Origin of the sequence: Agarivorans sp. 2_MG-2023 (assembly GCF_030548085.1) — a bacterium.
In the GTDB taxonomy this organism is placed as follows: Bacteria; Pseudomonadota; Gammaproteobacteria; order Enterobacterales; family Celerinatantimonadaceae; genus Agarivorans.
The window spans coordinates 139,218-166,142 of the sequence record NZ_JAUORQ010000011.1; the positions used below are offsets into that span (position 1 = coordinate 139,218).

At 43.6% G+C, this 26,925-nt stretch carries 26 protein-coding genes; 11 read left to right on the forward strand and 15 right to left on the reverse strand.

What is annotated here, in order from left to right; all coding sequences use genetic code 11:
- Positions 1–83: 83 nt before the first annotated feature.
- Both dusA and Q4549_RS16730 read left to right on the forward strand, forming a co-directional pair.
- On the forward strand, positions 84–1,076 hold the full coding sequence (gene dusA, locus Q4549_RS16725; RefSeq protein ID WP_303553478.1) for a tRNA dihydrouridine(20/20a) synthase DusA: 993 nt from the start codon (positions 84–86) through the stop codon (positions 1,074–1,076).
- A gap of 116 nt (positions 1,077–1,192) precedes the next feature.
- Complete coding sequence (locus tag Q4549_RS16730) at positions 1,193–1,831, forward strand: super-infection exclusion protein B (RefSeq protein WP_303513789.1); 639 nt, start codon at positions 1,193–1,195, stop codon at positions 1,829–1,831.
- 8 nt (positions 1,832–1,839) lie between these two features.
- Here the strand turns inward: Q4549_RS16730 and Q4549_RS16735 are convergent, their stop codons facing one another.
- The gene (locus Q4549_RS16735) at positions 1,840–2,295 is read right to left on the reverse strand and encodes a methylglyoxal synthase (protein WP_303513786.1); all 456 of its coding nucleotides are present in this window, start codon (positions 2,293–2,295) and stop codon (positions 1,840–1,842) included.
- Between the two features lie 113 nt (positions 2,296–2,408).
- Between Q4549_RS16735 and Q4549_RS16740 the strand changes: the two genes are divergently transcribed.
- Both Q4549_RS16740 and Q4549_RS16745 read left to right on the forward strand, forming a co-directional pair.
- Complete coding sequence (locus Q4549_RS16740; protein ID WP_303553479.1) at positions 2,409–2,978, forward strand: SOS response-associated peptidase family protein; 570 nt, start codon at positions 2,409–2,411, stop codon at positions 2,976–2,978.
- A 48-nt stretch (positions 2,979–3,026) separates the two neighbouring features.
- The gene (locus Q4549_RS16745; protein ID WP_303553480.1) at positions 3,027–3,614 is read left to right on the forward strand and encodes a gamma-glutamylcyclotransferase family protein; all 588 of its coding nucleotides are present in this window, start codon (positions 3,027–3,029) and stop codon (positions 3,612–3,614) included.
- A gap of 57 nt (positions 3,615–3,671) precedes the next feature.
- On the opposite strand, the gene pykF is transcribed toward Q4549_RS16745, so the two are convergent.
- Positions 3,672–5,084: a pyruvate kinase PykF gene (gene pykF, locus Q4549_RS16750; protein WP_137673736.1), complete on the reverse strand. Its 1,413-nt coding sequence runs from the start codon at positions 5,082–5,084 to the stop codon at positions 3,672–3,674.
- Between the two features lie 251 nt (positions 5,085–5,335).
- Positions 5,336–6,046, reverse strand: coding sequence for a two-component system response regulator ArcA (gene arcA / locus Q4549_RS16755; RefSeq protein ID WP_137673737.1), 711 nt, complete (start codon positions 6,044–6,046; stop codon positions 5,336–5,338).
- Positions 6,047–6,796: 750 nt separating this feature from the next.
- Between arcA and Q4549_RS16760 the strand changes: the two genes are divergently transcribed.
- Positions 6,797–7,294 carry a putative 4-hydroxy-4-methyl-2-oxoglutarate aldolase gene (locus Q4549_RS16760; RefSeq protein WP_303553481.1) on the forward strand — a complete coding sequence of 166 codons (498 nt, stop codon included), beginning with the start codon at positions 6,797–6,799 and terminating at the stop codon, positions 7,292–7,294.
- Here Q4549_RS16760 and Q4549_RS16765 read toward each other — a convergent pair.
- Both Q4549_RS16765 and aceK read right to left on the reverse strand, forming a co-directional pair.
- A complete protein-coding gene (locus Q4549_RS16765) occupies positions 7,291–7,842 on the reverse strand; it encodes a hypothetical protein (RefSeq protein WP_303553482.1) in 552 nt (183 codons plus the stop codon). The two genes, Q4549_RS16760 and Q4549_RS16765, sit on opposite strands and share 4 nt — an antisense overlap.
- Before the next feature lie 134 nt (positions 7,843–7,976).
- Positions 7,977–9,683, reverse strand: coding sequence for a bifunctional isocitrate dehydrogenase kinase/phosphatase (aceK, locus tag Q4549_RS16770; RefSeq protein ID WP_303553483.1), 1,707 nt, complete (start codon positions 9,681–9,683; stop codon positions 7,977–7,979).
- Between the two features lie 567 nt (positions 9,684–10,250).
- On the opposite strand from aceK, the gene thrA reads away from it, so the two are divergent.
- The 4 genes from thrA to tesB all read left to right on the forward strand — a co-directional run bounded on the left by thrA (position 10,251) and on the right by tesB (position 16,076).
- Positions 10,251–12,722 carry a bifunctional aspartate kinase/homoserine dehydrogenase I gene (thrA, locus tag Q4549_RS16775; protein WP_303553484.1) on the forward strand — a complete coding sequence of 824 codons (2,472 nt, stop codon included), beginning with the start codon at positions 10,251–10,253 and terminating at the stop codon, positions 12,720–12,722.
- Position 12,723: 1 nt separating this feature from the next.
- Positions 12,724–13,689, forward strand: coding sequence for a homoserine kinase (gene thrB, locus Q4549_RS16780; RefSeq protein ID WP_303553485.1), 966 nt, complete (start codon positions 12,724–12,726; stop codon positions 13,687–13,689).
- Positions 13,686–14,963 carry a threonine synthase gene (thrC, locus tag Q4549_RS16785; protein ID WP_303553486.1) on the forward strand — a complete coding sequence of 426 codons (1,278 nt, stop codon included), beginning with the start codon at positions 13,686–13,688 and terminating at the stop codon, positions 14,961–14,963. Before thrB ends, thrC begins: the two co-directional genes overlap by 4 nt.
- Before the next feature lie 252 nt (positions 14,964–15,215).
- Positions 15,216–16,076 (forward strand): acyl-CoA thioesterase II, encoded by an 861-nt coding sequence (tesB, locus tag Q4549_RS16790; protein ID WP_303553487.1) that lies wholly within the window; start codon positions 15,216–15,218, stop codon positions 16,074–16,076.
- A 71-nt stretch (positions 16,077–16,147) separates the two neighbouring features.
- Here the strand turns inward: tesB and grcA are convergent, their stop codons facing one another.
- Positions 16,148–16,528 (reverse strand): autonomous glycyl radical cofactor GrcA, encoded by a 381-nt coding sequence (gene grcA / locus Q4549_RS16795; protein ID WP_303513762.1) that lies wholly within the window; start codon positions 16,526–16,528, stop codon positions 16,148–16,150.
- Between the two features lie 429 nt (positions 16,529–16,957).
- On the opposite strand from grcA, the gene Q4549_RS16800 reads away from it, so the two are divergent.
- Positions 16,958–17,509, forward strand: coding sequence for a hemerythrin domain-containing protein (locus Q4549_RS16800; protein WP_137673747.1), 552 nt, complete (start codon positions 16,958–16,960; stop codon positions 17,507–17,509).
- A 49-nt stretch (positions 17,510–17,558) separates the two neighbouring features.
- Here Q4549_RS16800 and Q4549_RS16805 read toward each other — a convergent pair whose 3' ends face one another.
- Positions 17,559–17,726 (reverse strand): DUF3545 family protein, encoded by a 168-nt coding sequence (locus tag Q4549_RS16805; protein WP_137673748.1) that lies wholly within the window; start codon positions 17,724–17,726, stop codon positions 17,559–17,561.
- 305 nt (positions 17,727–18,031) lie between these two features.
- On the opposite strand from Q4549_RS16805, the gene Q4549_RS16810 reads away from it, so the two are divergent.
- Positions 18,032–19,441 carry a sodium:alanine symporter family protein gene (locus Q4549_RS16810; RefSeq protein ID WP_303513756.1) on the forward strand — a complete coding sequence of 470 codons (1,410 nt, stop codon included), beginning with the start codon at positions 18,032–18,034 and terminating at the stop codon, positions 19,439–19,441.
- A 56-nt stretch (positions 19,442–19,497) separates the two neighbouring features.
- On the opposite strand, the gene ruvX is transcribed toward Q4549_RS16810, so the two are convergent.
- The 8 genes from ruvX to Q4549_RS16850 all read right to left on the reverse strand — a co-directional run bounded on the left by ruvX (position 19,498) and on the right by Q4549_RS16850 (position 26,794).
- Complete coding sequence (gene ruvX, locus Q4549_RS16815) at positions 19,498–19,926, reverse strand: Holliday junction resolvase RuvX (RefSeq protein WP_303513750.1); 429 nt, start codon at positions 19,924–19,926, stop codon at positions 19,498–19,500.
- Positions 19,927–20,020: 94 nt separating this feature from the next.
- Positions 20,021–20,584 carry a YqgE/AlgH family protein gene (locus Q4549_RS16820; protein ID WP_303513748.1) on the reverse strand — a complete coding sequence of 188 codons (564 nt, stop codon included), beginning with the start codon at positions 20,582–20,584 and terminating at the stop codon, positions 20,021–20,023.
- 27 nt (positions 20,585–20,611) lie between these two features.
- Positions 20,612–21,568 carry a glutathione synthase gene (gshB, locus tag Q4549_RS16825; RefSeq protein WP_137675310.1) on the reverse strand — a complete coding sequence of 319 codons (957 nt, stop codon included), beginning with the start codon at positions 21,566–21,568 and terminating at the stop codon, positions 20,612–20,614.
- Positions 21,569–22,300, reverse strand: a complete 732-nt coding sequence (gene rsmE, locus Q4549_RS16830; protein WP_303553488.1) for a 16S rRNA (uracil(1498)-N(3))-methyltransferase — start codon at positions 22,298–22,300, stop codon at positions 21,569–21,571.
- 121 nt (positions 22,301–22,421) lie between these two features.
- Positions 22,422–22,892 carry a SprT family zinc-dependent metalloprotease gene (locus Q4549_RS16835; protein ID WP_303553489.1) on the reverse strand — a complete coding sequence of 157 codons (471 nt, stop codon included), beginning with the start codon at positions 22,890–22,892 and terminating at the stop codon, positions 22,422–22,424.
- A 116-nt stretch (positions 22,893–23,008) separates the two neighbouring features.
- Positions 23,009–24,160 carry a methionine adenosyltransferase gene (metK, locus tag Q4549_RS16840; RefSeq protein ID WP_137675313.1) on the reverse strand — a complete coding sequence of 384 codons (1,152 nt, stop codon included), beginning with the start codon at positions 24,158–24,160 and terminating at the stop codon, positions 23,009–23,011.
- A gap of 407 nt (positions 24,161–24,567) precedes the next feature.
- On the reverse strand, positions 24,568–25,113 hold the full coding sequence (locus Q4549_RS16845; protein ID WP_303513742.1) for a hypothetical protein: 546 nt from the start codon (positions 25,111–25,113) through the stop codon (positions 24,568–24,570).
- Between the two features lie 409 nt (positions 25,114–25,522).
- Positions 25,523–26,794 (reverse strand): chloride channel protein, encoded by a 1,272-nt coding sequence (locus Q4549_RS16850; protein ID WP_303553490.1) that lies wholly within the window; start codon positions 26,792–26,794, stop codon positions 25,523–25,525.
- Positions 26,795–26,925 lie beyond the last annotated feature (131 nt).

Genomic DNA, 26,925 nt, shown 5'->3' on the forward strand with positions numbered 1-26,925 from the left:
CTGTTTTGAGCGGCATTCGTAAAATGTGCGCTTTAGCTGCTGTAGTTCGTTGATTATTTTACCTTTGTTTAGATGTTGAGCTCATGACTAAAGATTTACCTTACCAAGCACATCGCTTTTCTGTCGCTCCAATGCTCGATTGGACCGACCGCCACTGCCGTTACTTCCATCGATTAATGACGAAGAATACCTTGCTGTATACCGAAATGGTGACAACCGGTGCCATTTTGCATGGAAAGGGCGATTACTTAGGGTTTTCGGAGCCAGAACACCCAATAGCCTTACAACTTGGTGGTTCCAATCCCACAGAGCTTACCGAGTGCGCTAAACGTGCTGAAGACTTAGGTTATGACGAGGTAAACATTAATGTTGGTTGCCCTTCAGACCGTGTTCAAAACGGCCGTTTTGGCGCTTGTTTAATGGCTGAGCCAAATTTGGTGGCCGAGTGTGTCAGCGAAATGCAACACCAGGTAAAAATACCAGTAACGGTGAAAACTCGTATTGGGATTGATGAGCAAGATAGCTATCAGTTTCTAAAAGACTTTATTGAACCGGTTGCTCAAGCGGGATGCGAAACCTTTATTATTCATGCACGTAAAGCGTGGTTATCTGGCTTAAGCCCTAAACAGAATCGTGACATTCCGCCGCTTGATTACTCTCGCGCTTATCAAGTGAAAAAAGATTATCCTCAACTCACCATTAGTGTAAATGGCGGTATCAATAGCTTAGAGCAAGCTGAACAACACTTAGGCCACCTTGACGGGGTAATGTTAGGGCGTGAGGTTTACCAAAATCCTTATTTGTTAGCTGAGGTGGATCAAAGGATCTTTGACGATCACTCTCCACAATTAAGTCGACATCAGGTCGCTGAGTTAATGTTTCCTTATATTGAGCAGCATCTAGCTCAGGGTGGGCGTTTGCAGCACATTAGCCGTCATATACTGGGCTTGTTTCAAGGTTGCGTAGGTGCAAGAGCTTGGCGTCGTCACCTTAGTGAGAATGCGCATAAATCTGGCGCGGGCATAGAGGTAATGCAAGCCGCGCTGGCATTGGTTCCCGAGCATCAAGAAGCGTAAATACAACCTGCTTTATTGTTAAAAACTGGCCGCTTAATGCGGCCAGTTTGTTATCTGGCATAGCCCTTGCTTTCACTACCTGCGAAGAGTCAGCTTTTTGTCAGGAGAGTGAAACAATGGAATTTTTAAGTCGTTTAATTGCCCGTTGGGGGGTATTAGACATTTTAATGGCGTGGCTACTAATCGCTAGTGGTTTGCTGTTAATGATACCAAACCAATGGCTACCCGAAGCCAGCATAAATAGCCAACTGAGCTTAGTGCTTACCTTTAGTTGCGTAGTGGGTTTAGCCTATTTTATTAGCCGTGGCTTGCTGTTGTTAGTGACTAGCTTAAGTGGGGCAGTTCAACATCGCAAAGAGCTACAGCGTTTGTCGTCAATGGTTGCGTGTTTAGATCATTCTGAACGAGCGATCCTACGTGAGTTTATTATTGCTCGACGCAGTGTTTTAAGTTTGCCTCTCAACGAACCGGCAGTGGTTAACTTGTTGGAGAACGGGGTACTTAAACCGATTAATCAGCAGCATGTGCAAGAACAGCGTAGTAACGTTGACATGATGATTAACTTGGCAGCAAGACCATTATTAAGTTACAAAGCCCTGGGCTTGCCAGTGGGTAAATTGAACGAGGAACAGATTGAGCATTTAAAATCAATTCGCCCTCGCTTTTTACAGCCTGACTACAAAGCTAACCGTACTCACTCGGGGAAGTTATTTAGGATCCGAGCGGGTGAAGCAGAGAGCCAAACAGCCGCATAACGTGCTGCTTATTTTGTGCGTTGTTTCAGGTAACCTGCATAGTCAGGAACATCTACCGAAAACTCCTGATTGAAATGACGGCTGGCTAAGATAAAGTCAGCCGTTGCTTGGTTTGTTGCCATAGGAATGTTCCATACCGCAGCCAAGCGTAGCAAGGCTTTTACATCTGGGTCGTGAGGCACCGCATCTAATGGATCCCAGAAAAAGATCATTAAATCTATTTTCCCTTCTGCGATCATCGCTCCCAGTTGTTGGTCACCGCCCATCGGTCCACTTAATAGTGCTTCTACCTCAAAGCCCTGTTGTGATAATAAGGTGCCGGTAGTGCCAGTGCCAAATAACTGATGTTGTACTAATGCTTCTTGGTGGATCTTAGCCCATTTTATTAGCGCGCTCTTTTTATGATCATGAGCCACTAAGGCAATGCGTTTTCGCTCGTGCATTTTGCGAGTTGTTGTATCCATGCTACCTCTTAAATACTCTTAGATTGAAAGCCTTTACTGCAGATTATGTTACTGTTTGTATTTACTATTAGCTAGCGATAGCAGACAGAACATAAGGGTAGGGATCGCAAAACGTGTGCGGCAGTGTGATGATTGGTGGCGAATACGAAATACGACAAGTAATTGGCGTAGATTCGTTATTTTTAGATTTTGGTGAAACTAAGCAATATCGACCCAGCGAGTCTTTGCCTGCGATAACTTTTACGCAAGGAAAACTAACTTGTGAGCACTATCTCTGGGGAATTCAGCATCCTCAGACGAGTCAGTTAATCATTAACGCTCGGGCAGAAACCGCTGCAGATAAAGCTATGTTTAGCCAAGCTTGGTTAAGTCAGCGTTGTTTACTTCCCGTTAAAGCCTGGCATGAATGGCGCAATCACGAACGTTTCGAATTTCGTCTAGATCATAGCCACTTGCTGCTATTAGGCGCTTTATATATTCGCCAACACCAACATGAGCAAGCTCGGCTGGTAGTGCTAACTCAAAATGCGAGCAGTCAATTAACGCAATATCATCACCGTATGCCTTTATTGTTCGAGTTAGAAAGCGGATTAGCTTGGCTTGCTGGTCAAGCATCTCAATCTAAGCCTCAACAGTTTCATTATCATGTCTCTAGCAATAGCCCGCAGCTAGGTTTGTTTTAGTTTGTTCGCGATAAAGTCAGCGATACTATTTTTTACTCGGAGTGAGCGATGATTTACATTTTTGGTTATGGCAGTTTAATTGATACTGATTGCCGCCAGTGCACCTTTCCCGGAGAACATGCCTATGCGGCGCGCTTACACGGATATCAGCGTTATTGGAGCGGTTTAAAGAGTGCCGAAGACCGTTCTGCCGTAGTTATTACTCCAGATAGTAATGCTAGCGTAAACGGGGTACTGATTCCGTTTGACGAGACATTCTTGCCAGAATTAGATAAGCGAGAACAAGACTACGACCGTGTACTGCTTGATATTCAACAACTTGATTTGCTCGACGATTTGCCTGGTGAAGTTGTTAAGATTTATACCTATGTGGCAAAGGAGTATTGGCACCCACAAGCGAATAGCCCCATTTTACAAACCTACTTAGATGTATGTTTACGTGGGTGTTTAGCGGTAAATGAAGAATATGCACGAGAGTTTTTGCTGTCGACTAATTATTGGGTAAATCATTGGCAGGATGATCGCCATCAACCCCTTTATCCACGGGCGATTAACATGAGTGCTTTAGCCTTGGAGCAAATTGATTCAATCTTGAATGATATGGCTCATTTAGCTGAGCTAAAACCGAGTAAATAGCAGCCATAAAAAAGGCGCCTAAGGCGCCTTTTTTACTTCAATTCAGTAAACGTAAAATTACAGTACGTGTACAGAAGAAGTGTTAGTTGTACCAGAAGGTACTAAGGCACCAGATACCATCACAATGATGTCGCCTTTGTTAGCAAGACCAGATTCCATCGCTAGGTCTTTACCTAGAGCGTAGAATGCGTCAGTGCTTTCAATGCTATCAACAACATGTGGGTAAACACCTTTAGTCAAACAAAGTTGAGCAGATGTTTTAGTGTTAGTAGTAATCGCTAAAATGTTCGCTTTAGGGAAGTACTTACGAACAGACTTAGCTGATTTACCGCCTTCAGTAGCCACAACGATAAGAGGAGCACTTAGCTTCTCAGACGCTTCAACAGCACCTTTACATACCGCTTCAGTGATGCGTAGTTTACCGCTATCACGTGCTGGATCTAGGTTAGAAGGCATTACTGCGTCAGTACGCTCACAAATAGTTGCCATGATAGATACCGCTTCTACAGGGTATTTACCTTTAGCAGACTCACCAGAAAGCATTACTGCATCAGTACCGTCTAAGATTGCGTTAGCAACGTCACCCGCTTCAGCGCGAGTTGGACGTGGGTTTTTGATCATTGAGTCAAGCATTTGTGTTGCAGTGATAACCAGCTTACGAGCGCGGTTACATTTCTCAATCATCATTTTCTGAGCGAAGATTACTTCTTCAACTGGGATTTCAACACCTAAGTCACCACGAGCAACCATGATGCCGTCAGATACTTCTAGAATTTCGTCGAAGTTATCTACGCCTTCTTGGTTTTCGATTTTAGAGATGATTTGGATAGCGTCGCCACCATTCTCTTTAAGAAGTTGACGAATTTCTAGTACGTCTTCTTTCTTACGAATGAAAGATGCAGCGATGAAATCTACGCCTTGCTCACAACCAAAGATTAAGTCGCCTTTATCTTTAGCTGAAAGTGCAGGTAGTTGAACGATTACGCCAGGAAGGTTAACACCTTTGTTTTCGCCTAGGTCACCGTTGTTAAGAACAGTACACTTAACTTCGTCGTCAGAAACAGCAATAACTTCCATTTCGATTAGGCCGTCATCTACTAGGATGATGTTGCCTACTTTCAAGTCAGCCGCTAAACCAGGGTAAGTTACCGCTACGCGAGTTGAGTCGCCGATAATTGTTTGGTCAGTAGTGAATGTGAATTCTTGACCTGCAACTAAGCTTACGTCATCGCCGCCAGCTAGTTTAATCGTGCGGATTTCTGGACCTTTAGTATCCAATAAAACAGCAGCAGATTTGCCCGTGTTCTTAATAACTTCACGTAGGTTGTTGATGCGAGTGCCGTGCTCTGCAAAGTCCCCGTGAGAGAAGTTAAGACGCATTACGTTCATGCCTGATTCAACTAACTTAGTTAGCATTTCTACCGATTCAGTTTTTGGACCAATGGTACAAACTATTTTGGTTTTCTTCATTGAAGTGACTCTCCGTTAAGGATGCTAGTAAAAAAATCTGCGCACATTATACAAGATTGATCACAAAAGGATATGTAGAAAAATAACTACAAATCAGAATGTCGATCAAAATATTGTCGATTTATTGGCTGTAAATGTGGCTGGTAATTTGTTCAATTTTGTAAAACCTTGCCAGCCTGCTCATTTATTGAGCATCTAGCAAGTATAAAAAAACCTCGCGAAACTGCGAGGTTTTGTTGAGCATTTATTGCTTACTCAATTTCACCACAAAAACGATAACCTTCGCCGTGAATAGTCGCGATGATCTCTGGCGTTTCAGGGATTGATTCGAAGTGTTTTCTAATGCGACGAATGGTAACGTCTACAGTACGGTCATGTGGCTTAAGCTCACGGCCGGTCATCTTCTTAAGCAAGTCAGCTCGGGTTTGAATCTGCCCAGGGTTTTCTACAAAGTGCAACATTGCGCGAAACTCGCTCCGTGGTAGTTTGTAGGTTTCTTGATGAGGACTTACTAAAGAGCGACTGTTAATATCTAAGGTCCAGCCGTTGAAGCGATATTCTTCAACAGAGCCTTTATCTTCATTGGCTGCTTGACCATTTACAGTGCGGTTTAACAAGTTGCGAGCTCGAATAGTTAGCTCGCGAGGATTGAATGGTTTAGTAATGTAGTCATCTGCACCAATTTCTAAGCCTAAAATCTTGTCTACTTCGTTGTCTCTGCCTGTTAAGAACATCAAGGCAATTTGTTCACGATCACGTAATTCGCGTGCTAATAACAAGCCGTTTTTACCAGGAAGGTTAATATCCATGATAATTAAGTGAACAGAGTGCGCTTCAAGCACGCTATTCATTTCATTGCCGTCGATAGCTTCAAACACGTTGTAGCCTTCGGCTTCAAAAGTGCTTTTTAGCGTGTTACGAGTGACCAATTCGTCCTCGACGATTAAAATATTCGGTGTCATGGTCTTCCCCAATGCTGTTTAGAATAAGTGGGCTTGCGAACAAGTAGCTCAAATAAAAGGTGCAAAGCAATCGCTACTTAATTCAATCCATGTTGAGTTTGTGTTAAAACTCGTTGAATGGCAAAAAAATAGACAAATAGTTTGCCTGAAACGCGTGTTAAATCGGCGTATGAGACCTTCTATATGCATTGTTCGTTACAAGCAATATACATATTCTATGGGCTTAACAGTGATATAACAACTTGAGACTGAAAAAAGCTTACGTTTTCTGCTGTGCTTTTGATTCAAATCAATCGGAATTGACCATTTTAACGATTTTTAAAAGACAATACTGAAAATAAACTACATGTTTACTTTATATGAAAACACTATCTTTTGGGGCATTGCTAACTTTAAATATCAATGGCTTGCGATAATTACCGTGAGTAATCCTTTTAGTGTTACGAGAATCCGATTATTCAGTCGAAAGTAAGACTGTTATTTAGTTTCATGTTTACAGTTGCTTCAGTTTACTCACTGCTGGCTTACGGCAGGCTAGCGTGATCTAAATCATTACGATTTTAGTGCAGTTGTTGATCGCTCGTTAATTGATGTGCAACATATTGCAAAGCTTTTCAGGCAAAAGATTTTTAGATGGATAAACGACCACTGTTATCTGCGCGAATGGCTGTGTATTAAGCAAGCTATTTCAACTTAGGCCTAAGCCGACCATTGGTATATTGTATAACTTGATGATAAAGGATGACCGCCATGCAAGACCTTCTTCCCGAGCTTTGTGATCTTTACCCTGAGCAGGTAAAACTATTAGATCCGATATTTACTCTCTATGGCGCTAAGCCGTTATTTTGGGGGCAAGTGGTCACTGTAAAATGTTGGCAAGATAATAGCCGAGTTAAAGAGTTATTAGCCACTCCGGGCGAGGGTAAGGTGCTGGTGGTGGACGGAGGTGGAAGTGTAGAGCGTGCTTTAATGGGCGATTTAATTGCTGACTCAGCTTATGTGCAAGGTTGGGCTGGTGTGGTAATCAATGGAGCTATCCGTGATGTAAGCGCCATTAATACCATGGACTTGGGGGTTAGAGCTTTAGCAGCATGCCCAATGAGGACCGACCGTAAAGGCTTAGGTGAGCTTGACTGTAGTATTGAGTTTGCTGGCCAAGAGATAAAGCCCGGTATGTTCATTTATGCTGATGAGAATGGTGTGCTAGTGAGTGAACAGGCCTTAGAGCTACCTGAAGGTTTTGCTTAGAAGCGGTAGCCTAAACCAAATTGTACCTGTTGCTGAGTTTGTTTATCTTGCTGTGCTTCCACTTGATAAACGGCTTTAACATCAATATTTTTAAGTAAGTGGTAAGTACTCGACAGCTCTAGACTATGCTCGGTATTGTCGTATTTAGGTTGGTGAACCTGCACCAGCTTACTTTGAATTGAGAGGCTTTTTAGGGGTTGATAATTTACCCCAGTGGAAAGGTTGAAACCTTTGCGGGTGGCAATATCGTCGTATTGGTTATTTACCCCTGCTTCAACAAACAAAGACAATTCGCTGCGCAGTTTGTGCTGATAGCCGCCGTTAAAGAACCAAGATTGAGCGTCGTTATCGTCACCAGTGGCTACAAACTGGCTATTGTTGTAACCCGTGACGTACCAATTTTTTACTTGGCTACGGGAAGACAGCTGTATATGTTCGCCATCGCCGTAACTTAGGCTCATTTCACTTTCAACATCTGCGGCAAACACCGCGCCAGAAACGACAAAAAGAGCAACAACAAGTGAATGCTGAAATAGTAACTTAGCCACCGCTGCTCCTTATTATTATTTTTGTTTCTAAAAAGTAGTATGGTTGATCCTTTGCTTAAGATCACCGCAGATCCTCAAAAAATTAAACAAAACCGATTAAATGATCATTTCCCATAATTTTGTAGCAGGATCCTCTACCTGTTTACAAATCGGCGACGTCTTCGATAAGGATAAACGTCTTCAAACAGACCATTTTTAATGTTCTGCTGTAGTTGCTGCCAATACTTGGCTTGAAACAGCTCAGCGTGTAACTCTCTAAAGACCTGTTTAACAACGGGTTTACCTAACAGAAAGGTGGCAAACTCTTCAGGGAAAATGTCATTGGGCCCAACCGAATAGCTTGGATGGGCACCCCATTGATCTTCGGGATATTGAGATTTTGGAAACTCTCTAAAGTTACACTCGGTCATGTAAGAAATTTCATCATAATCGTAAAATACTACACGACCATGACGGGTCACTCCAAAATTCTTAAATAACATATCGCCGGGGAAAATATTGGCGGCAGCGAGTTGTTTAATGGCGTTGCCGTACTCATCAATAACTTGTCGTGTTTGTTGTTCATCAGCTTTATCCAAATACATATTCAGAGGGATCATTTTGCGTTCGGTATAAAGGTGCTTAATGGTGATGGACTCGCCTTCTATATGTAACATTGATGGCGCTACCGCGTGCAACTCATCTAACAAGGTTTGGCTAAAACGTGCTAGCGGAAACTCTACATTGGAAAATTCCTGAGTGTCGGCCATTCTGCCGACCCGATCATGTTGTTTTACTAAACGGTACTTCTCTTTAACGATGGCATGGCTAACATCTTTGGGCGGAGTAAATTCATCCTTAATGATTTTGAAGACGACATCGTAAGAAGGCAGGGTGAATACGCTCATCACCATACCTTTAATGCCAGGCGCAAGTTCGAATTGATCGCTCGAGTTATGTAAGTGGTTGAGGTAGTGACGGTACAACTCGGTTTTACCGTGTTTTTGACAACCAATGGCGGTAAACAACTCGTAATCTGTTTTATTAGGGAGTAATTGCTTTAGAAAATTCACAATGCGTCTTGGTGCGGGTGCATCCACCATAAAGTAGGAGCGGGCAAAGCCAAAGATAATACTCACTTCGTCACTATCGATAAGCACCGTATCAACACTCACTTTGCCATGTTGATTAAGCAGTGGAAACACCATTGGGAAACTTAATCCTTCACTTTTATAGTGGCCGATTAAATAGGCGGCTTTGTTACGGTAAAACACTGGCTGCAGCATGGTGATTTTGTGTAATTGTTGACCCGCAAGCTGAGGTACTTGATTAAGTCGCTCAGTGATAAAAGAGATATCGCGAGTTAAGTCTTCATAATCGATACTAAAGCTATAATCTTCAAACAAGCTATGCAGTAAGCGTTCTAGTTGAGTATCTTGATACCGCTTTGTGAGTAACTGATAGTCAAATAACTTACTGCAGCGACTCGGTCTTATAAAGAGTTGGCTTTCTTCTATATAGCGATGATGGAACAAACGTTGGTAAACCGAATTAAAGAAAGATTCAGCAACTTCAAAGTTATCATGCTGCTTAAGCAAGTCTGAATAGTGAGATTTAACCGCTGCGCAAAACTCGTTGCTGCGCTGTAAATGGCCGGTGAGCTGTTTAATAGCTTCTCGGGCTTCGGTTACGTGGTGGTCATAAAGCCGAATACGCTCACGAGAAGCGAGTTGTACCGACATCCAATCGGCATTTTCAAAGCGTTGTTTAGCGCCACGGGTCACTTCTAAAAAGCATTGGTAGAAGCTATTGAAGCGCTGCAGCATGGCGTGGGCAGCTTGGTGTTCCATCAATTCATTCATAGGTATTTTCTTATTGTTGTTTTTTTATCCACTATGGCAGGATTTAAACACCTGTTCAAATTTTTATTGCTGGGCTTTGGTTACCTAAATTAGCTAGCCAGATAGCGGGCGAAGGCGTTTAGTTTGTTTTCGACTCTAGGGGTTACTTATGTTGAATGAAGGACAATCAAAGGTGGGAGTTGAGCGAAAGATTAGATTATAAATGCTTAATTATTCGTATAAAACTTATGAAGCATTCACTACAAGTTATCTTTGAGGAGATAAAGCTGCAGCTAGCGACCGCTGAGATTATTAGTAAAAATCAGGGCTTAAGGCTGTTCTTGGCCTTTAAAGGCTTGTTTTCCCCATTATGCTAAACAAATAAAACTTGACTATAGCGCCCAGCTGGTTATGGTATGAACATAAATTGGATTTAGATTTTTTATTCAGATGTCAGTACATTTTGTTTACACAACCACCGGAACGATTACCCGCATTACTACATGCGGGTCGGGCTGGTTGTAGCAAATAACTACATCGAAGAAAGCCCGTATCACTCACGATGCGGGTTTTTTTTTGGGAGGAACAATGCGAGTTTTAAAATTTGGTGGATCATCTTTAGCTGACGCTGAGCGCTTTAATCGCGCTGCCGATATTGTGTTAAGCAATCAGCATCAATCTCAAATGGCTGTGGTACTGTCGGCTCCTGCTGGTGTGACTAATGACTTAGTCGCTGTCGTCGACAAAGTGAGTCACGGTAATGATGGCGAAAGCTATTTAAACCGTATTGAAGAAACCTTCCAAGCTTTGCTTACCCAGTTAAAGGCTAAGTACGCTGGTTTTGCGATTGAGCAAATGCAGTTAATGGTGCATCAAGAGTTGGGCGAACTCCGCCAACTACTTAAAGGTGTTGCCTTGTTACAGCAATGCCCAGACAACATTCGCGCTAAAGTACTCTCTACGGGTGAGAAACTAAGTATTCATACCATGAACCATTTATTGTCGGTTCGTGGCCACAGCGCTGAAATTATTATTCCTCAACAAAAATTGGTTGCCAATTCAGGCGGCTACCTAGAAGCGGTTGTTGATATTCAAGCGTCTAAACAGCGTTTAAATCGTGCAATGATTCAAGAAGGTATTATTTACTTAATGCCTGGCTTCACTGCTGGTAATGATCAAGGCGAAACCGTGGTACTTGGCCGCAATGGTTCAGATTACAGTGCGGCAGTATTAGCAGCTTGTTTAGATGCTGAATGTTGCGAAATTTGGACCGACGTAGACGGCGTATATAACTGCGACCCACGAATTGTTGAAGACGCGCGTTTATTGCGTAGCTTAAGCTATCCAGAAGCGATGGAGCTTAGCTACTTTGGTGCGAAAGTTTTACACCCTAAAACCATTGCGCCTATCGCTCAGTACCATATCCCTTGCCTCATCAAGAACACTTTTAACCCGCAGGGTGAAGGTACCTTGATTGGTGCACAAAGCCCTGCTCAAGATGACCTACCGGTTAAAGCGCTATCAAGCTTGTCAGAGCTCACAATGCTTACTGTTTCAGGCCCAGGCATGAAAGGCATGGTTGGCATGGCTGGACGCATTTTTGAAAGCATTTCGCGTAGTAAAGTGTCAGTGGCGCTAATTACCCAGTCTAGCTGCGAGTACAGCGTTAGCTTTTGTATTCATAGTATTGATGCCACTCGCGCGCTTGAGGCCTTAAACGAAGAGTTTGAGTTAGAGCTAGCGAATCAACTATTAGAGCCGATTGAAACTATCGACAAGCTGGCGATTATCTCGCTGGTGGGCGATAGCATGCGCCGTAGCAAGGGTGTTGCTGCACGCTTCTTTACTTCTCTTGCGGAAGTGGCAATTAACATTGTCGCGATTGCGCAAGGCTCTTCAGAGCGTTCTATTTCGGCAGTGGTATCTCAAGAGAAAGCCGCCGAGGCGATTCGCGCTTGTCACCAAAACTTCTTTAACAGCATGCATTACATTGATTTATTCCTGATTGGTGTGGGCGGTGTTGGCGGTGCTTTAGTTGAACAAATTCATGCTCAACAAGGCCATTTAAAAGAGCAGCAAATTGGTATTCGGGTATGTGGTGTGGCGAACAGTCGTAAGCTACTGTTGGATTCTAAGGGCTTAGATTTAGATAACTGGCAACAGCAGTTAGCGGCTACTGAAGAGAATGGTGGTTTCAGTTTAGCCAACGTTACTGACTTAGTTGGCCAAAGCCACCTTATTAACCCGGTGATTGTAGACTGTACTAGCAACGATGATATTGCCGGTAAATACGCCGAGTTTTTAGCTAACGGCTTCCACGTGGTTACAGCCAATAAAAAGGCCAATACTTCAAGCATGGAGTATTACCAACAACTACGTAAAACTGCCTTGGCAATGCGCCGTAAGTTTTTATACGACACTAACGTAGGTGCTGGTTTACCAGTAATTGAAAACCTACAAAACTTGCTTAAAGCTGGCGATAAGCTGGAACGCTTTAACGGGATCCTTTCTGGCTCGTTATCTTTCATCTTTGGTAAATTAGATGAAGGCATGAGCTTCTCCGAGGCCACAACTATTGCTCGTGAAAACGGCTTTACCGAGCCTGATCCGCGTGATGATTTATCGGGTATGGACGTTGCGCGTAAATTGCTAATTCTAGCTCGTGAAGCGGGCATGCCTTTAAGCATTGAAGACATTCAAATAGATAAAGCCTTACCGCCAAACTTTGATTCAAGTGGCGATACTGAAGCCTTTATGGCGCGCCTGCCAGAAGCCGATGCTTATTTTGCTAAGTTGATGGAAGATGCCGCAGCCGAAGGTAAGGTATTACGTTACCTAGGCAGTATTGATAAAGGTGTATGCAAAGTATCGTTAAGTGCGGTAGCAGCAGACGACCCATTAAACCGTGTTAAAGACGGCGAAAATGCCTTAGCCTTTTACAGCCGCTACTACCAACCGATTCCATTAGTATTGCGTGGCTACGGTGCTGGTACTGCGGTAACCGCTGCGGGTGTATTTGCAGACGTACTAAGAACCTTAAACTGGAACCAAGAGGTATAATATGAGTGTTGTTGTTTATGCTCCAGCCTCAACGGCCAATGTCAGTGTTGGCTTTGATTCCCTAGGCGCTGCCTTATCTCCAATCGACGGCCGTTTGTTGGGTGATAGAGTAATGGTGGAAGCCGCTGAAGGTGATGATGTCGTCATTGAGAACGTGGGTGATTTTGCCCACAAGCTACCGGCCGACCCTAAACAAAACATTCTTTACGATTGCTACCACTATTTTGCTAAGCAGTATGCCGAGCAGGTTGGCAAGCCCTTAGCGTGTGTAAAAATGACCCTAGAGAAAAACTTGCCAATAGGCAGTGGTTTAGGCTCTAGTGCTTGTTCGGTGGTAGCCGCTTTAGAAAGCTTAAATGCTTTTGTTGATACGCCCTTTGATAAAGAGCAAATGCTTATTATGATGGGCGAGCTAGAAGGGCAGATTAGCGGCAGTGTGCATTACGACAACGTAGCCCCTTGTTACTTGGGCGGCATGCAACTGATGTTGCAGCAAGAAGGCGCCACTAGCCAAGCGATTCCCCATTTTGAAGATTGGTATTGGATTGTTGCCTACCCAGGCATTAATATCTCTACCGCGCAGGCTCGTTCAATTTTACCTGCGCAATACCGTCGCCAAGATACCCTAGAGTTTGGCCGTAATTTAGCCGGATTTGTACATGCTAGTTACAGCAAACAACCTGAGCTAGCGGCGACGTTGCTAAAAGACAATATTATCGCCGAACCTTATCGCGCGGCACTTATTCCGGGCTTTGATGAAGTACGCAGTTTTGCCGCTCAAAGCGGCGCTTTAGCTAGCGGCATTTCTGGCTCTGGACCAACAATATTTATTGTTACGCCAGTGCTTGAGCAAGCACAACGCACCAAAAGCTGGTTAGAACAACACTTTATTCAAAACGAAGATGGATTTTGCCATGTTTGTAAAATCGATGAACAGGGCACACGAGTAACAGGAACGTCGCTATGAACTTATACAATCTAAAACACAACGAAGAACAAGTTAGCTTTACTCAAGCGGTTAAACAAGGTTTAGGCAAACAGCAAGGTTTGTTTTTCCCTGATAATATTCCAGCCTTTGATGATATTGACGCGTTGCTTGATCTGGATTTTCATCCGCGCTGTGCAAAGTTGTTAGCGGCATTGCTAGATAACGAGTTGACTGAGCAAGAATTGCTAGAAATGGTCACTAAGGCTTTTATCTTCCCTGCGCCCTTGGCCAAGGTAAGTGATAAAATTAGTGCTCTAGAATTATTCCACGGCCCAACTTTAGCGTTTAAAGACTTTGGTGGCCGTTTTATGGCGCAGTGTTTAGCTAAATTTTCTAATGGCAATAAAACCACTATTTTAACCGCAACTTCTGGCGATACTGGCGCTGCGGTGGCACACGCATTTTATGGCATGGAAAACATCAATGTTGTGGTGCTTTATCCAAAAGGTAAAATTAGTCCGCTACAAGAAAAGCTGTTCTGTACCTTAGGCGGTAACATTACCACTGTTGCAGTTGAAGCTGACTTTGATGCTTGCCAAGCCATGGTGAAGCAGTCTTTTGACGATGAAGCGCTTAAACAAGCCATTGGCCTTAACTCTGCGAACTCAATCAATATTAGCCGTTTAGTTGCGCAGGTATGTTACTACTTCGAAGCGGCTGCTCAGTTGTCAAAAGCACAGCGTGAGCAATTAGTGGTTTCTGTGCCGTCAGGTAACTTTGGTAACCTAACAGCTGGCCTGATTGCAAAAGCGATGGGTTTGCCAATTAAACGCTTTATTGCCGCAACTAACGCAAACGACACGGTACCGCGCTATTTGGCCTCAGGTAATTGGGAGCCAAAGCCTACTCAAGCTACGCTGTCTAATGCAATGGACGTAAGCCAGCCAAACAACTGGCCACGTGTAGAAGAGCTGTTTAAAACCAAAGGTTGGCCACTTAGTGACCTAGGCAAAGGCGTAATGAGCGATGCTCAAACTGCTGAAGCAGTTAAAGCTTTAGATGACGCAGGCTATGTATGTGAGCCGCATGGCGCAATTGCTTACCAACAGCTTACCGAGCAATTGGCCGAGGGCGAGCAAGGTTTGTTCCTATGTACTGCGCATCCCGCTAAGTTTAAAGAAAGCGTTGAAGAGATATTGGGTCGCGAAATCGGTTTACCTAAGCCGTTAGCAGACCGAGCAGATTTAGCGCTGTTATCTAAAGAAATGCCTGCCGATTTTGCTCAACTACGTGAACTGCTTATGAGCATTTAAGTTTAGCCTAAGCTAAGCAGGAAGCACTAAACAGCGCCTTATTTGGCGCTGTTTTTATTTGATCTGATAGTAAGAAAAGTCGAGGGGATTAAGCGGCTAAACTATTATGGCAAGCGGTTGGCTGAGGCGAGTATCAAGTCAATTAAAGTTAATCAATTTGGTCTTTAGTGACAGCCTAATTTGACCCCGAGTTGATCTTTGTTTCGTTCTCGCGCATATTGCAGGGATTGCTAGGACAAAATCAAAATAACTATGAGTAAAGTGTTAAAAGATCTACTTGAGCTGCTTACCCTAGAGCGTATTGAAGAAGGGCTGTTTCGTGGCTGTAGCCAAGATTTAGGTTTTGGTGCTGTGTTTGGCGGCCAAGTAATGGGGCAGGCCTTATCGGCTGCTAAAGAAACGGTAGATGAGAAGCGCCAAGTTCATTCTTTTCACTCTTACTTTTTACGCCCCGGCGATCCCAACCATCGAATCGTTTATGACATTGAAAGTATCCGCGACGGGCGAAGCATGTCTACTCGCCGGGTGAAAGCTATTCAGTTTGGTAAGCCTATCTTTTATATGACGGCTTCGTTTCAAGAGCCTACCATTGGCTTTGAGCACCAAGATGAAATGCCGCAAGTGCCCGCACCGGAAGAGCTGCAGTCAGAACAAGAGTATGCTTTTCAATTGCGCGATCAACTGCCTGATGCAGTGCGAGATAAGTTTATTTGCGACAAGCCATTAGAAATGCGACCGGTAAGCTTTGTTAACCCTTTGCAGCCAGAAAAGCTAGAAGCTAAACGTTGCGTATGGTTTAAAGCAAATGGACAAATGCCAGACGATGGCCGTATTCACCGTTATTTGCTGGCTTACGCCTCAGACTTTAACTTTCTGCCTACAGCTTTGCAGCCACATGGTCGCTCGTTTATTGAGCCCTCTATACAAACTGCCACTATTGACCACAGCATGTGGTATCACCAAGATTTTCGCTTAGACGAGTGGTTATTGTATGTTGTCGACAGCCCAGCGGCTTCTCAAGGGCGCGGCCTAGTGAGAGGGCAGTTCTTTACGCGTCAAGGTAAGCTGGTGGCATCAACCATTCAAGAAGGGTTGATTAGAGAGCGTGATTAAGCTTATTTAGCCTGTACTAAAACTAAAAAAGCATGCCTAGGCATGCTTTTTTTATTGAGCGAAACTGAAGCTTATAAAGATTCAGTAAAGGTACGTGTAATTACGTCCTGTTGTTGCTCAGTCGTTAGCGAGTTAAAACGTACCGCATAACCTGAAACACGAATGGTTAGTTGTGGGTACTTTTCTGGGTGCTTAACTGCATCTTCTAAGGTTTCGCGACGTAGTACGTTCACGTTTAGGTGTTGGCCACCTTCTTCAATAGGTTGTGCTTTCATTGGCACTTCACGATACTCGATTTGACCCAATGCATCGATAGCTACCACTTCATCTTCAGCGTACAGCTCATCTTTTACACATAGGCAACGAGCTTGGCTTTGCTCGTTATCTAATAGCCAGAAAGAACCCAATAGTGCGTCGTTGTCTGCTTTAGTAATTTGAATACCTGTGGTCATAACATACCTCATTAGCTAAAAATTGTAATTTTATTACATAATATAGCGATCCTTGAGCCACTTATCGAATCATTATCGCCACTTGCTGTAACTATACTACAATTGACCTTAATCAAAAAAGGGTTTTTTTTGAATTTTATTATTAATTTTATTGATGAGGGTTAAGGGTAAGCTTATTGGCTTGTGCTAGGAGGTGGAGCTGTGTTTGAATAATATCTAAGCAGTAGTGGTCGATTTGTTATTCAAGCATTTGTTTTTTATGGTTTAGTGGTTACATAACTGTGTGTGATCCCATTTTGGGGTGTTTATCTTAAAAAGTGTGAACTGAGCGAAAAGCAAATCTGTCTAATAAACGATCTAGCGCAATTAAAGTACAACGGTGAGTCCTTTATACTGATTTAAAGAGTGCTGGTTAGCCAAGGAGAAGCAATGTTACAAAGTCTTCATCAAGATCATCAAAATATCGCTAAGTTGCTGAAGGTGTTAGAGCAGAAGTTGGCTCACATTCGCAATGAAAAAGCGGTTAAGTACAAGTTGATCGCTCATATCATTAGCTACATGCAAGAATACGCAGATCGTTACCACCATCCTAAAGAAGATTTAATCTACGAATACTACGTTAAGTATCGTGTTGTAGAGGATGACCTTTCCGACCAACTGAAAAAGCAACACCAACAGCTGTTGGAAATGACTGATGAGTTGAGTGATATTCTTGACATTATTTTACTGGATGCAGTGGTTCCGCTTGACCAGTTCAGTGACAAGTTAGAAGCCTTTATTAAGGCGCAGTGGGAACATCTTAACTATGAAGAAGAGGTGATTTTCCCTGCATTAAAACGCCATCTAACCGCTGACGATTGGCGTGCGATAGAGCAAAGTTGGCAGCACGGCAATTATGAAGACCCATTGTTTGGTCATCGTGTGCAAGAGCAATACAAAGCCCTATCAGAACGCATTAAGCTATCTGAGCCACAAGAATAGTGAGCAAATACCCAGTAACAAAAAACCCGGCTTAGCCGGGTTTTTTTATTTAGTATTCGTATTCAGTTTGAAGGTCAAAACTATTGTCGATTGACTGTAGTTCCTTTTGTAAACGAATCTTATCTTTAATGGCTTCTATTTCACGCCATTTACGCTTCTTATTTGAACTGCGAGAAGATTTACTTGTTTCAACAGTATCCAAGTCTAGCCTATCCATGGTTATCTCCTTGTATGTTGTTGCAATTAATAAGTACCACACGTGCACAAAAAGTAAAATACTAATGTTGCAAAAAAGTTACCGCGGCCAATTTTTTTCATCAAATTTTGTGAAACTTCCTATGCTTTATAAGTAGTCTGTAACTTAGTTACTAGCATAAATAACTTTTATTTATATACGGCCGTGTTTTTATCTTGTTTTTGTTATATATCAAAGCATGGTTAGTTGCTCACGCCTAAACTCCGCGCTCATTTAAACCTAAGCTAGGTTTTAAACGAACAACAAAAGTAAGGTGAATGTAAACCATGAATGAGATTGTGAACTGGTTAAACGACGTACTTTGGGGCAATTTGCTCATCTATTTGCTGCTGGGTACCGGTGTTCTATTCACCGTGCGAACTAAATTTATTCAGTTTCGTCATTTTGGACACATGTTTTCAGTAATGAAATCGAGTCGTAAAGGCGATGCTAGCGGTATTTCTTCTTTCCAAGCCTTGTGTACCAGCCTGGCGGCTCGTGTCGGTACCGGCAATTTAGCAGGCGTTGCCTTAGCCATAAGTCTTGGCGGTCCTGGAGCGGTGTTCTGGATGTGGGTAGTGGCATTGTTAGGCATGGCTACCAGCTTTGCAGAAAGCAGCTTGGCCCAGCTCTACAAAATCAAAGACAGCGACGGTAACTTCCGGGGTGGGCCTTCTTATTACATGGAGCAGGGCCTGGGTAAACGTTGGATGGGCGTGATCTTCGCTATCTGCTTGATTGTAGCGTTTGGTTTAGTCTTTAACGCGGTACAAGCTAACTCCATTGCTTCAGCCTTACATGAAGCGTTTGGCTTTGAAAAATATGTGGTTGGCGGCATCTTAGTGGCTGCGGCTGCATTAATCATCTTTGGTGGCATTCGCAGTATTGCTCGTTTTGCCGAGTTAGTGGTACCGATTATGGCCTTAGCGTACGTGCTAGTGGCCTTAGTGGTTGTGCTGATGAATATTCAACAAATGCCTGAGGTGTTTAGTTTAATCTTCCGCTCGGCATTTGGCTTTCAAGAAGCTGGTGCTGGTGCCTTAGGCGCCGCCATGATGAACGGTATTAAGCGCGGTTTGTTTTCTAACGAAGCAGGTATGGGTAGTGCACCAAATGCAGCGGCTACGGCAACGCCTTATCCGCCTCATCCTGCATCGCAAGGTTACGTGCAAATGTTGGGTGTGTTTATCGATACTCTAGTGATTTGTACCGCGACAGCGGCCATTATTTTGCTTAGCTACAATGAGCAATTAACGGGTGATGGTATCGCGTTAACCCAACAAGCACTTAGTGGCCAAGTGGGTGAGTGGGGAAGTTACTTTGTTGGCGTGGCAATTATCTTCTTTGCCTTCACTTCTATTGTGGGTAATTATTCTTACGCTGAAACAAACCTGATTTTCCTCGAGCATAACCATAAAGCGGGTTTATGGATTTTCCGCTTATTAGTGCTCTCAATGGTGATGTTTGGTGCGGTAGTGAAGATTGATATTATTTGGAATCTAGCAGATGTATCGATGGGCTTTATGGCAATTGTTAACTTAGTGGCTATTTTAATGCTCTCTGGCGTAGTAGTTAAACTGGCTAAGGACTATAACCGCCAATTAGATGCAGGCAAAGTGCCTACTTTTAACAGCGATGATTACCCAGAACTGAAGCAGCAAATAGATCCAGAAATCTGGTCGAGCTCTAAGAAGTAGCTACTGCAACATAAAAAAGCCTCGATACTCTCGAGGCTTTTTTTATGTTTGTAAGCTTAATATTGCTCAGCGCACCAGCTTTCAAAGATAAGAGCGGCTGCTAGGCTGTCTACCGCGCCTTTTTCAAGGGCTTTATAGCCACCTAATTCAAATAACTTTTCTTTGGCATCTACTGTGGTTAGTCGCTCGTCTTGCATCGCAATTTGATAGCCAAAACGGCCGTGTAAGCGGTTGGCGAATTTTTTAGCGCGGCTGGTAATGTCTTGCTCGGTACCGTCCATATTCAGCGGTAAACCAATCACTAACAAATCGGGCTGCCATTGTTCCAGTAGCTTTTCTAATAGAGGCCACGAAGGGATCCCATCTTGAGCTTTGATTGCGGTTAAAGGTTTAGCGCTGCCAGTGAGCTCTTGGCCAATGGCTACACCAATGCTTTTGGTTCCAAAATCAAAAGCCAGTACTGAACGTTCTCCTTCGCGCGCCATTATCTTCGACCTAGTGGTTTAATGTTAGAAGGCTGCCATGAATCTAGACAAACTGTACTGAGAAGGTCGCAAGAACACTGCTGTTTTGCATTCATTACGCGTGCCCCACTTGGCTAGATAGTTGCCAAATATCGATACCTAAGTGATTAGCCGCAGCTTCCCAGCGCTTATGGCTTGGTGTCTTAAAAATGATATCGGTACTGGCGGGCAGGGTTAGCCAAGAGTTTTCGGCGATCTCTTGCTCTAACTGACCCGCTTCCCAGCTGGCGTAACCTAAGGTAACAATGTATTCACTGGGTTGAGAATCTGTGCCTAAGGTATCGAGCACATCTTTTGATGTGGTCACCATCAGTTCATCGCTTATTTCTAAGCTACTGCTAAAGCCTTTAACTGGCGAGTGCAAAACAAAACCGCGTTCTTGAGCTACTGGTCCACCTTGGTAAACCGGTTTATCTAAATCTTGGCGGATCATCTCTACCTGATCTTGCAATTCTATTTGCTCTAGCAAGGACTCTACCGATAAATCGACAGGCACATTGATGACTAGGCCCATAGCGCCTTCATCGTTGTGCTCGCAGAGGTAAACTACCGAGCGCTTAAAGAACGGGTCGTTCAGGCTCGGCATGGCGATTAAAAACTGATTTTGCAGGGTATTCATTGCTTCCAAATTAAACCTTACTACTGTCTAGGTCGATGCTTTAAGTCTAGCTTCAATCGCATCCATTAACTTGCCAGTGATAGATATATCGTAGGCGGCTTCAATCTCTTTAATACAGGTTGGGCTGGTAACGTTAATTTCGGTGACTTTATCGCCAATCACGTCTAAGCCCACAAAGACTAAGCCCTTTTCTTTAAGAGACGGGCCAATTGAGTTGGCAATGTTCCAATCGCTTTCAGACAGCGGTTGTGCAACACCTCGGCCTCCTGCTGCTAAGTTACCGCGAGTTTCTCCTTTAGAGGGAATGCGCGCTAAGCAATAAGGCATTGGTTCGCCGTCTACAATCAAAATACGCTTATCACCATCCACAATCTCGGGAATGAACTTTTGCGCCATGCAATATTCTTGACCGTGATTGGTGAGGGTTTCTAAGATTACGCCTACATTAGGATCGCCATCTTTTAGGCGGAATATAGACGCGCCACCCATGCCGTCTAGCGGCTTCATAATGACGTCTTTATGTTGTTGATGAAACGCTTTAAGGCGCGGCATGTCGCTACTAACTAAGGTGGTTGGCGTAAATTCAGAGAACCATGCAGTAAACAGCTTTTCGTTGGCGTCACGTAGGCTTTGTGGCTTGTTAATAATCAAACTACCTTCAGCTTCTGCGCGCTCTAGTATGTAGGTGGCGTAAATAAATTCAGTATCAAAAGGTGGATCTTTACGCATCAGTATCACGTCGAGCTCACTGAGGCTCTGGTCTACTTGACTGCCAAGTTCGTACCAAGATTGAGGATTCTCTTGTACTGCAAGTGGGCGCATATTGGCCGCCGCACGGCCGCCATCTAAGTAAAGATCTTGCATTTCCATGTAGTAAATTTCGTAGCCGCGCTTTTGCGCTTCCATCAACATGGCAAAGCTTGAGTCTTTTTTAATGTTAATGTTGGCGATGGGGTCCATCACGATACCGAGTTTAATACTCATTTATGCTAAGTCTCCAAATTGACACTGCAAAGCGGTGATTGCCGTTAATGCGGCGGTTTCTGTGCGCAATACACGGGGGCCTAAAATGGTCTCTTGAAATTGGTATTGATTACATACTTCAATTTCTTGAGTACTTAAGCCGCCTTCTGGCCCAATTAGTAAGCGTACTCCATTTTCAGGAGTAGGCAGGGTCTTAATGCTATATGGGGCCTTTGGATGCAAATTCAACTTCATTGCTGATGAGGTCTCGCTAGCCCATTGCTCTAAACTTTGCAGTGGTGCTACTTCAGGCACGATGCTTCTGCCTGATTGCTCGCAGGCTGCGATTGCAATTTTTTGCCATTGCTGACGTTTTTTCTCGAAACGTTCTTGATTCAGTTTTACGCCACAGCGCTCGCTGGTGAGCGGGGTAATTTTGTTTACGCCTAGCTCTACAGATTTTTGAATGGTGAATTCCATACGGTCACCACGAGAAATAACTTGGCCTAGATGGATATCTAGCGGTGATTCGGAATCATTGACATGCACTTCAGTAATTTTTACCGATACATGCTTTTTACTGCTGCTCTCAATGATGGCTGGGTAGTTGTTGCCATCGCTATTAAATAGCTCGAGTAGCTGACCTGCTTCCATTCTTAATACTCGGCCCACATGATTAGCGGCTTCTTCATCTAGCTCTGTGAGTTGATGTAGCGCGAGCGATTGAGACTGATAAATACGAGGAATGCGCATGGTAAAAAGGTGGCTCCGTAATCTAGCAAGAAAAATGGTTGGTTTTACTGCTAAAGAATAAACCTATTGCTGGTTTATTCCCAGCAACTCTATGAATCTGGGAAGGATAAGGTATCTCTCTTCACTGACTTATTTGAAGAACCTGTCTGCAGGTGCGGCATTGATAGCTCGCGCCTTTGAGTACCTTGTTGTGGCGACGGATGCTGAGCAGGTGACTTTGGCACGCACAGCGGTATTCAATGCTGTTGATTTTTATGCTTTCAAGCGAGTAGTTATGGGTGGTGTGCGGCGGGCAGTTAAATACGTTTAACATAATGGCTTGCCACTCTTTACCGTGTGGTTTTACGCTTCCATACACCGCATGGCAGATGATATGAGCGACTTCATGAGGAACTGTTTGTGCTAGAAAGTGTTCAGGTTGTTGCCGATAAAAGTGTGCATTAAAGCGCAAGCGCCAGCGGCTTAAGTTAGCACTGCCTGCCACTTTGCTATTACGCGCCGATAACAGTATTTCTGGGCGGTTAAATGTTCGCTCAAAAAAAGTCTCAGCTTGGATAAAGCAATCTTCTACGGTTTGGTTTAGGCGTTGCACGCTAACTTGAGTTCTCCATAGTGTTAAATGGTCAGTAATGTTTAACGATCAAAAAAGCCGAAAGGATAATCAAGGATTATACGCTTTCGGCTTAGCTTGGCGAGTTTACCTCTGGCTTAAAGGCCAGCTTCGCTCTTTAGTAACTCTGCTTTATCGGTCGCTTCCCAAGGGAATTCTTCACGACCAAAGTGGCCATAAGCCGCTGTTGCTTTGTAGATGGGACGCTCTAAATCCAGCATGCTTAAAATACCGTAAGGGCGTAGATCGAAGTGTTTGCGCACTAATGCAACCAATTTGTCGTCGGCAATTTTGCCTGTACCAAAGGTTTCAATGCTAATTGAGGTAGGCTCAGCAACGCCAATGGCGTAAGACACTTGAATTTCACAGCGGTCAGCTAAACCTGCAGCCACAATGTTCTTAGCTACGTAACGACCAGCATAAGCTGCACTACGGTCTACTTTTGAAGGATCTTTACCAGAGAATGCACCGCCGCCATGACGCGCCATGCCGCCGTAGGTATCCACAATAATTTTACGACCGGTTAAACCACAGTCACCCATTGGGCCACCAATTACAAAACGACCAGTTGGGTTTATATGGTATTGGGTATTTTCATTTAACCATTGCGCTGGCAATACTGGCTTAATGATTTCTTCCATTACTGCTTCACGCAAATCGGCAGTAGAAATGCTGTCACAATGCTGAGTAGATAACACGACTGCGTCAACACCAGTGATGATGCCGTTTTCGTAAGCAAAGGTGACTTGCGATTTTGCATCTGGGCGTAACCAATCTAAGGTGCCATTTTTACGTACTTCAGCTTGGCGCTTAACCAATAGATGCGAGTAGGTAATAGGAGCAGGCATTAATACGTCGGTTTCGTTGGTGGCGTAACCAAACATTAAACCTTGGTCGCCAGCGCCTTGTTCTTCTGGGCGAGAGCGGTCAACACCTTGGTTAATGTCTGGGCTTTGCTTGCCCACAACGTTGAGTACAGCACAAGAATCGGCATCAAAGCCCATGTCTGAGTGAGTGTAACCAATGTCGCGCACGGTTGAGCGAGTAATCTCTTCAATATCAACCCAAGCTGAGGTGTTAATTTCACCGCCAACCATTACCATGCCGGTTTTTACGTAAGTTTCACAGGCTACACGTGCCTTAGGGTCTTGCTCTAAGATTGCGTCTAATACTGCGTCAGAGATTTGATCTGCAATTTTATCTGGATGCCCTTCAGACACTGATTCTGAAGTAAATAAATGAGTAGCCATGTTTATATCTCGTAAATGATTATATACGTATGGATGTTTTACCATCTGGACGTCTATTCTAAGTGAGGGTTTACAGATTTGCTAGCGCTTATTAATGAAAAAAATTCACCTTAGTGGATTAGTTTTGTTGTATTGGTTTGTTTTGCTTAGTGCTGGATAGCGCTGACTGGATGCCTGGCAGGCGTTTATTCAACGCTCACCCACTATTCTATCTTAAGAATAAGGGGGTTAACTGGTGGGCTTAAATATGTTCAATTCTGGCTGGTGATATATCTGAAAGGGGAATTGCAGTGCTTCTTTATGGCTTAGTAAGAAACTAAACAAGTGGTGATTGTCGTTAGTGTATAAAGATAACCTAGCCGCCTCAGATGCGGCTAAGTGTTTACAGCTTGAATCAAGCGGCTTTATCAAGGCTTGCTGAGTTCATGCTTAATCCAGTTGCTCATGTTTTGCCGAGTTTCTAGTCCGGTTTTTCGCGCAATTTCTTTATCGCCACGTACCACTAATAATATTGGTAAGGTAGAAACTTGATATTTGCTACGCGCAGATTTGTCCTTACTGAGATTTATGAGCTCAATTTTCTTTTCGTTCTGCTGGTTATAAATCATCACCAAATCAGCTTGGATCTTACTTTCGTCATTACGGTCATGCACAAAAGACACTAAACGTAAGGGGGGGCGAGGGCTACGCACTAAATCTAGGCATTGGCCATTATCACCGTATTCTTTACATGACCAAATGAATTCATAGTACTCAAGACGTTGCGAGTAGAAGTATTGGCCAGCATCAAATTTTTTGAGGCTAGGTATTTGTTTAGTGCTGACACCATACTTATCGGTGAAACTTTCTATAACCCGACTATTAGGGCGGAAAGTGGTGGTTTCGGTATTGACTGAAGCTAAAACTTGGCTAGGTAACATAGCCATTATTAACAGTACAACTAGGCGGCGCATAAAAAATTTCCCTCTATAAATACAAAGCCACTATTAATATCTCTGGCATAGTAGATCACTCTAAGCCGTAAGCCCACAGTAATTTACTGTGATAGCGCTCTCATTTTTAAATAAACCAAATATTTAAGTGAATAGTTGCTGGTTGAGACGATTGTATAGGTTAAATCAATACTTTAGAGGCAAAGCGTTATCTTGCTTAACAAGGGATTATCCGTTTATACAGTTCTCTTCATGTCCATGTATTAAATACAACTCTACTCAACCGCCTAGGGTTAGTTTTAGCGCTGCATCTATTGGTTAAGCAGATTTGCGGGTTGAGTTCTTGTTGCTTGATTTAGTTAGCGGGTAGGCCGCTAAGATGAAGATATATTGACGAAAGCATCGGCACAAAAACAGTCGTCAATTCAATTTAGTGTTGTTGTATTTGTTCGTTGTTTAAGGTTTTGTTTTCTTCTTTTACCAGTACAGGGCTATTGATTAAGCGGATCTGGGCATTAAGTAATTGTTGCTCGATCAAACTAGGCGAACGGAATAGATATTTGGCAACAGCGCTGGCACACAAACAGGCCACAATCGCCGGCAGCACAATCTCGACTTGTAGGGTTTGTTCGGTAATGAGTAAGAATGCGGCCCAAGGAGTGCGAAAAACAGCGCCAAACATTGCGCCCATGCCAACAATAACAAGCATCGAGTTGGGGGCATTGGGAATTACATTACCGATAATGCTACCTAAAATGCCACCAATTACTAACATGGGCCCTAAGCTCCCACCTGGCAAAGCAAAGGCTAAGGCTACGGTGGTGAGTACTATTCTGGCAAGCAGCCACAGGTGTTGTTCAGTTAAGGCTAATTCCCAGCTCAATAAGCCATTTGGAGTAATGGGCTCTAAACCTAACCAGTGTGGATTAATTACTCCCGCTAAGGCAGTGATACCTGCAGCGATAGCCACTGCATAACTGCGCTTAAGTGTTGGAATAGAACGAATCGCTCGCACCAATAAAGTGGCAAATAAACCACACAACATGCCAAGCAACGCAAATTGAGGCAGCCCAGCCCAAGTAAAAGATTGGTCGGGGAGGTCGATGCTTAACATACTACCACCATGTAGGTCGGAAACAACGCTAGCGGTATAGGCGCATATTGCAATGGTAGCAATTGACCGCCAGTTAAAGCGGCGCATCACTAACTCGTAAGCGATAACGGTTCCTGCCAGTGGAGCATTAAATAAGGCGGCTACTGCGGCCGCCGTGCCGCAAGCGACACTTAAGCGAATTTGTCCTTGAGTAAGGCGAGCTGCGTGAGAGAGATTACTGGCCACTACCGCGGTAAGGTAACAAGCAGGCCCAACTACGCCAACAGCGAAACCGCCCCAAGTAAGTATTAGTCCCACAGCGAATTGATAAGCTAAATTGCCCCAATGAAGTTGCCCTTCATCAAAATGGTAGGCTTTAACCACAAAAATTAAACCCACTTGTTTGTAGTTAGCAAACAGCCGTTCAAGCAACAAGATGCTTAAGGCCGCGAGTAAAGGAAGCGTGTATGGGGGAAGGGGCTGATTAAGCAAAAAATTAGGATTAAGGTGGGCAAGGTCGCTAAATAGCAAGGCAATACCACTAGAGAACAAACCAATGAACAGGTAAACAAAAAAACTGCGGCTGCGAAATGCAAAATTATTTGCCATCTAGTTGGTTTACCGTCCCTCAATATTTCTTATATCAAGACTTTATCACGTCCTTGTCAGCTGTAAATATGAGTTTGCTTAAGCAATTAGCAGAGTTTTTTAATAAATCTGGTTATTCTTTTTAGATATTT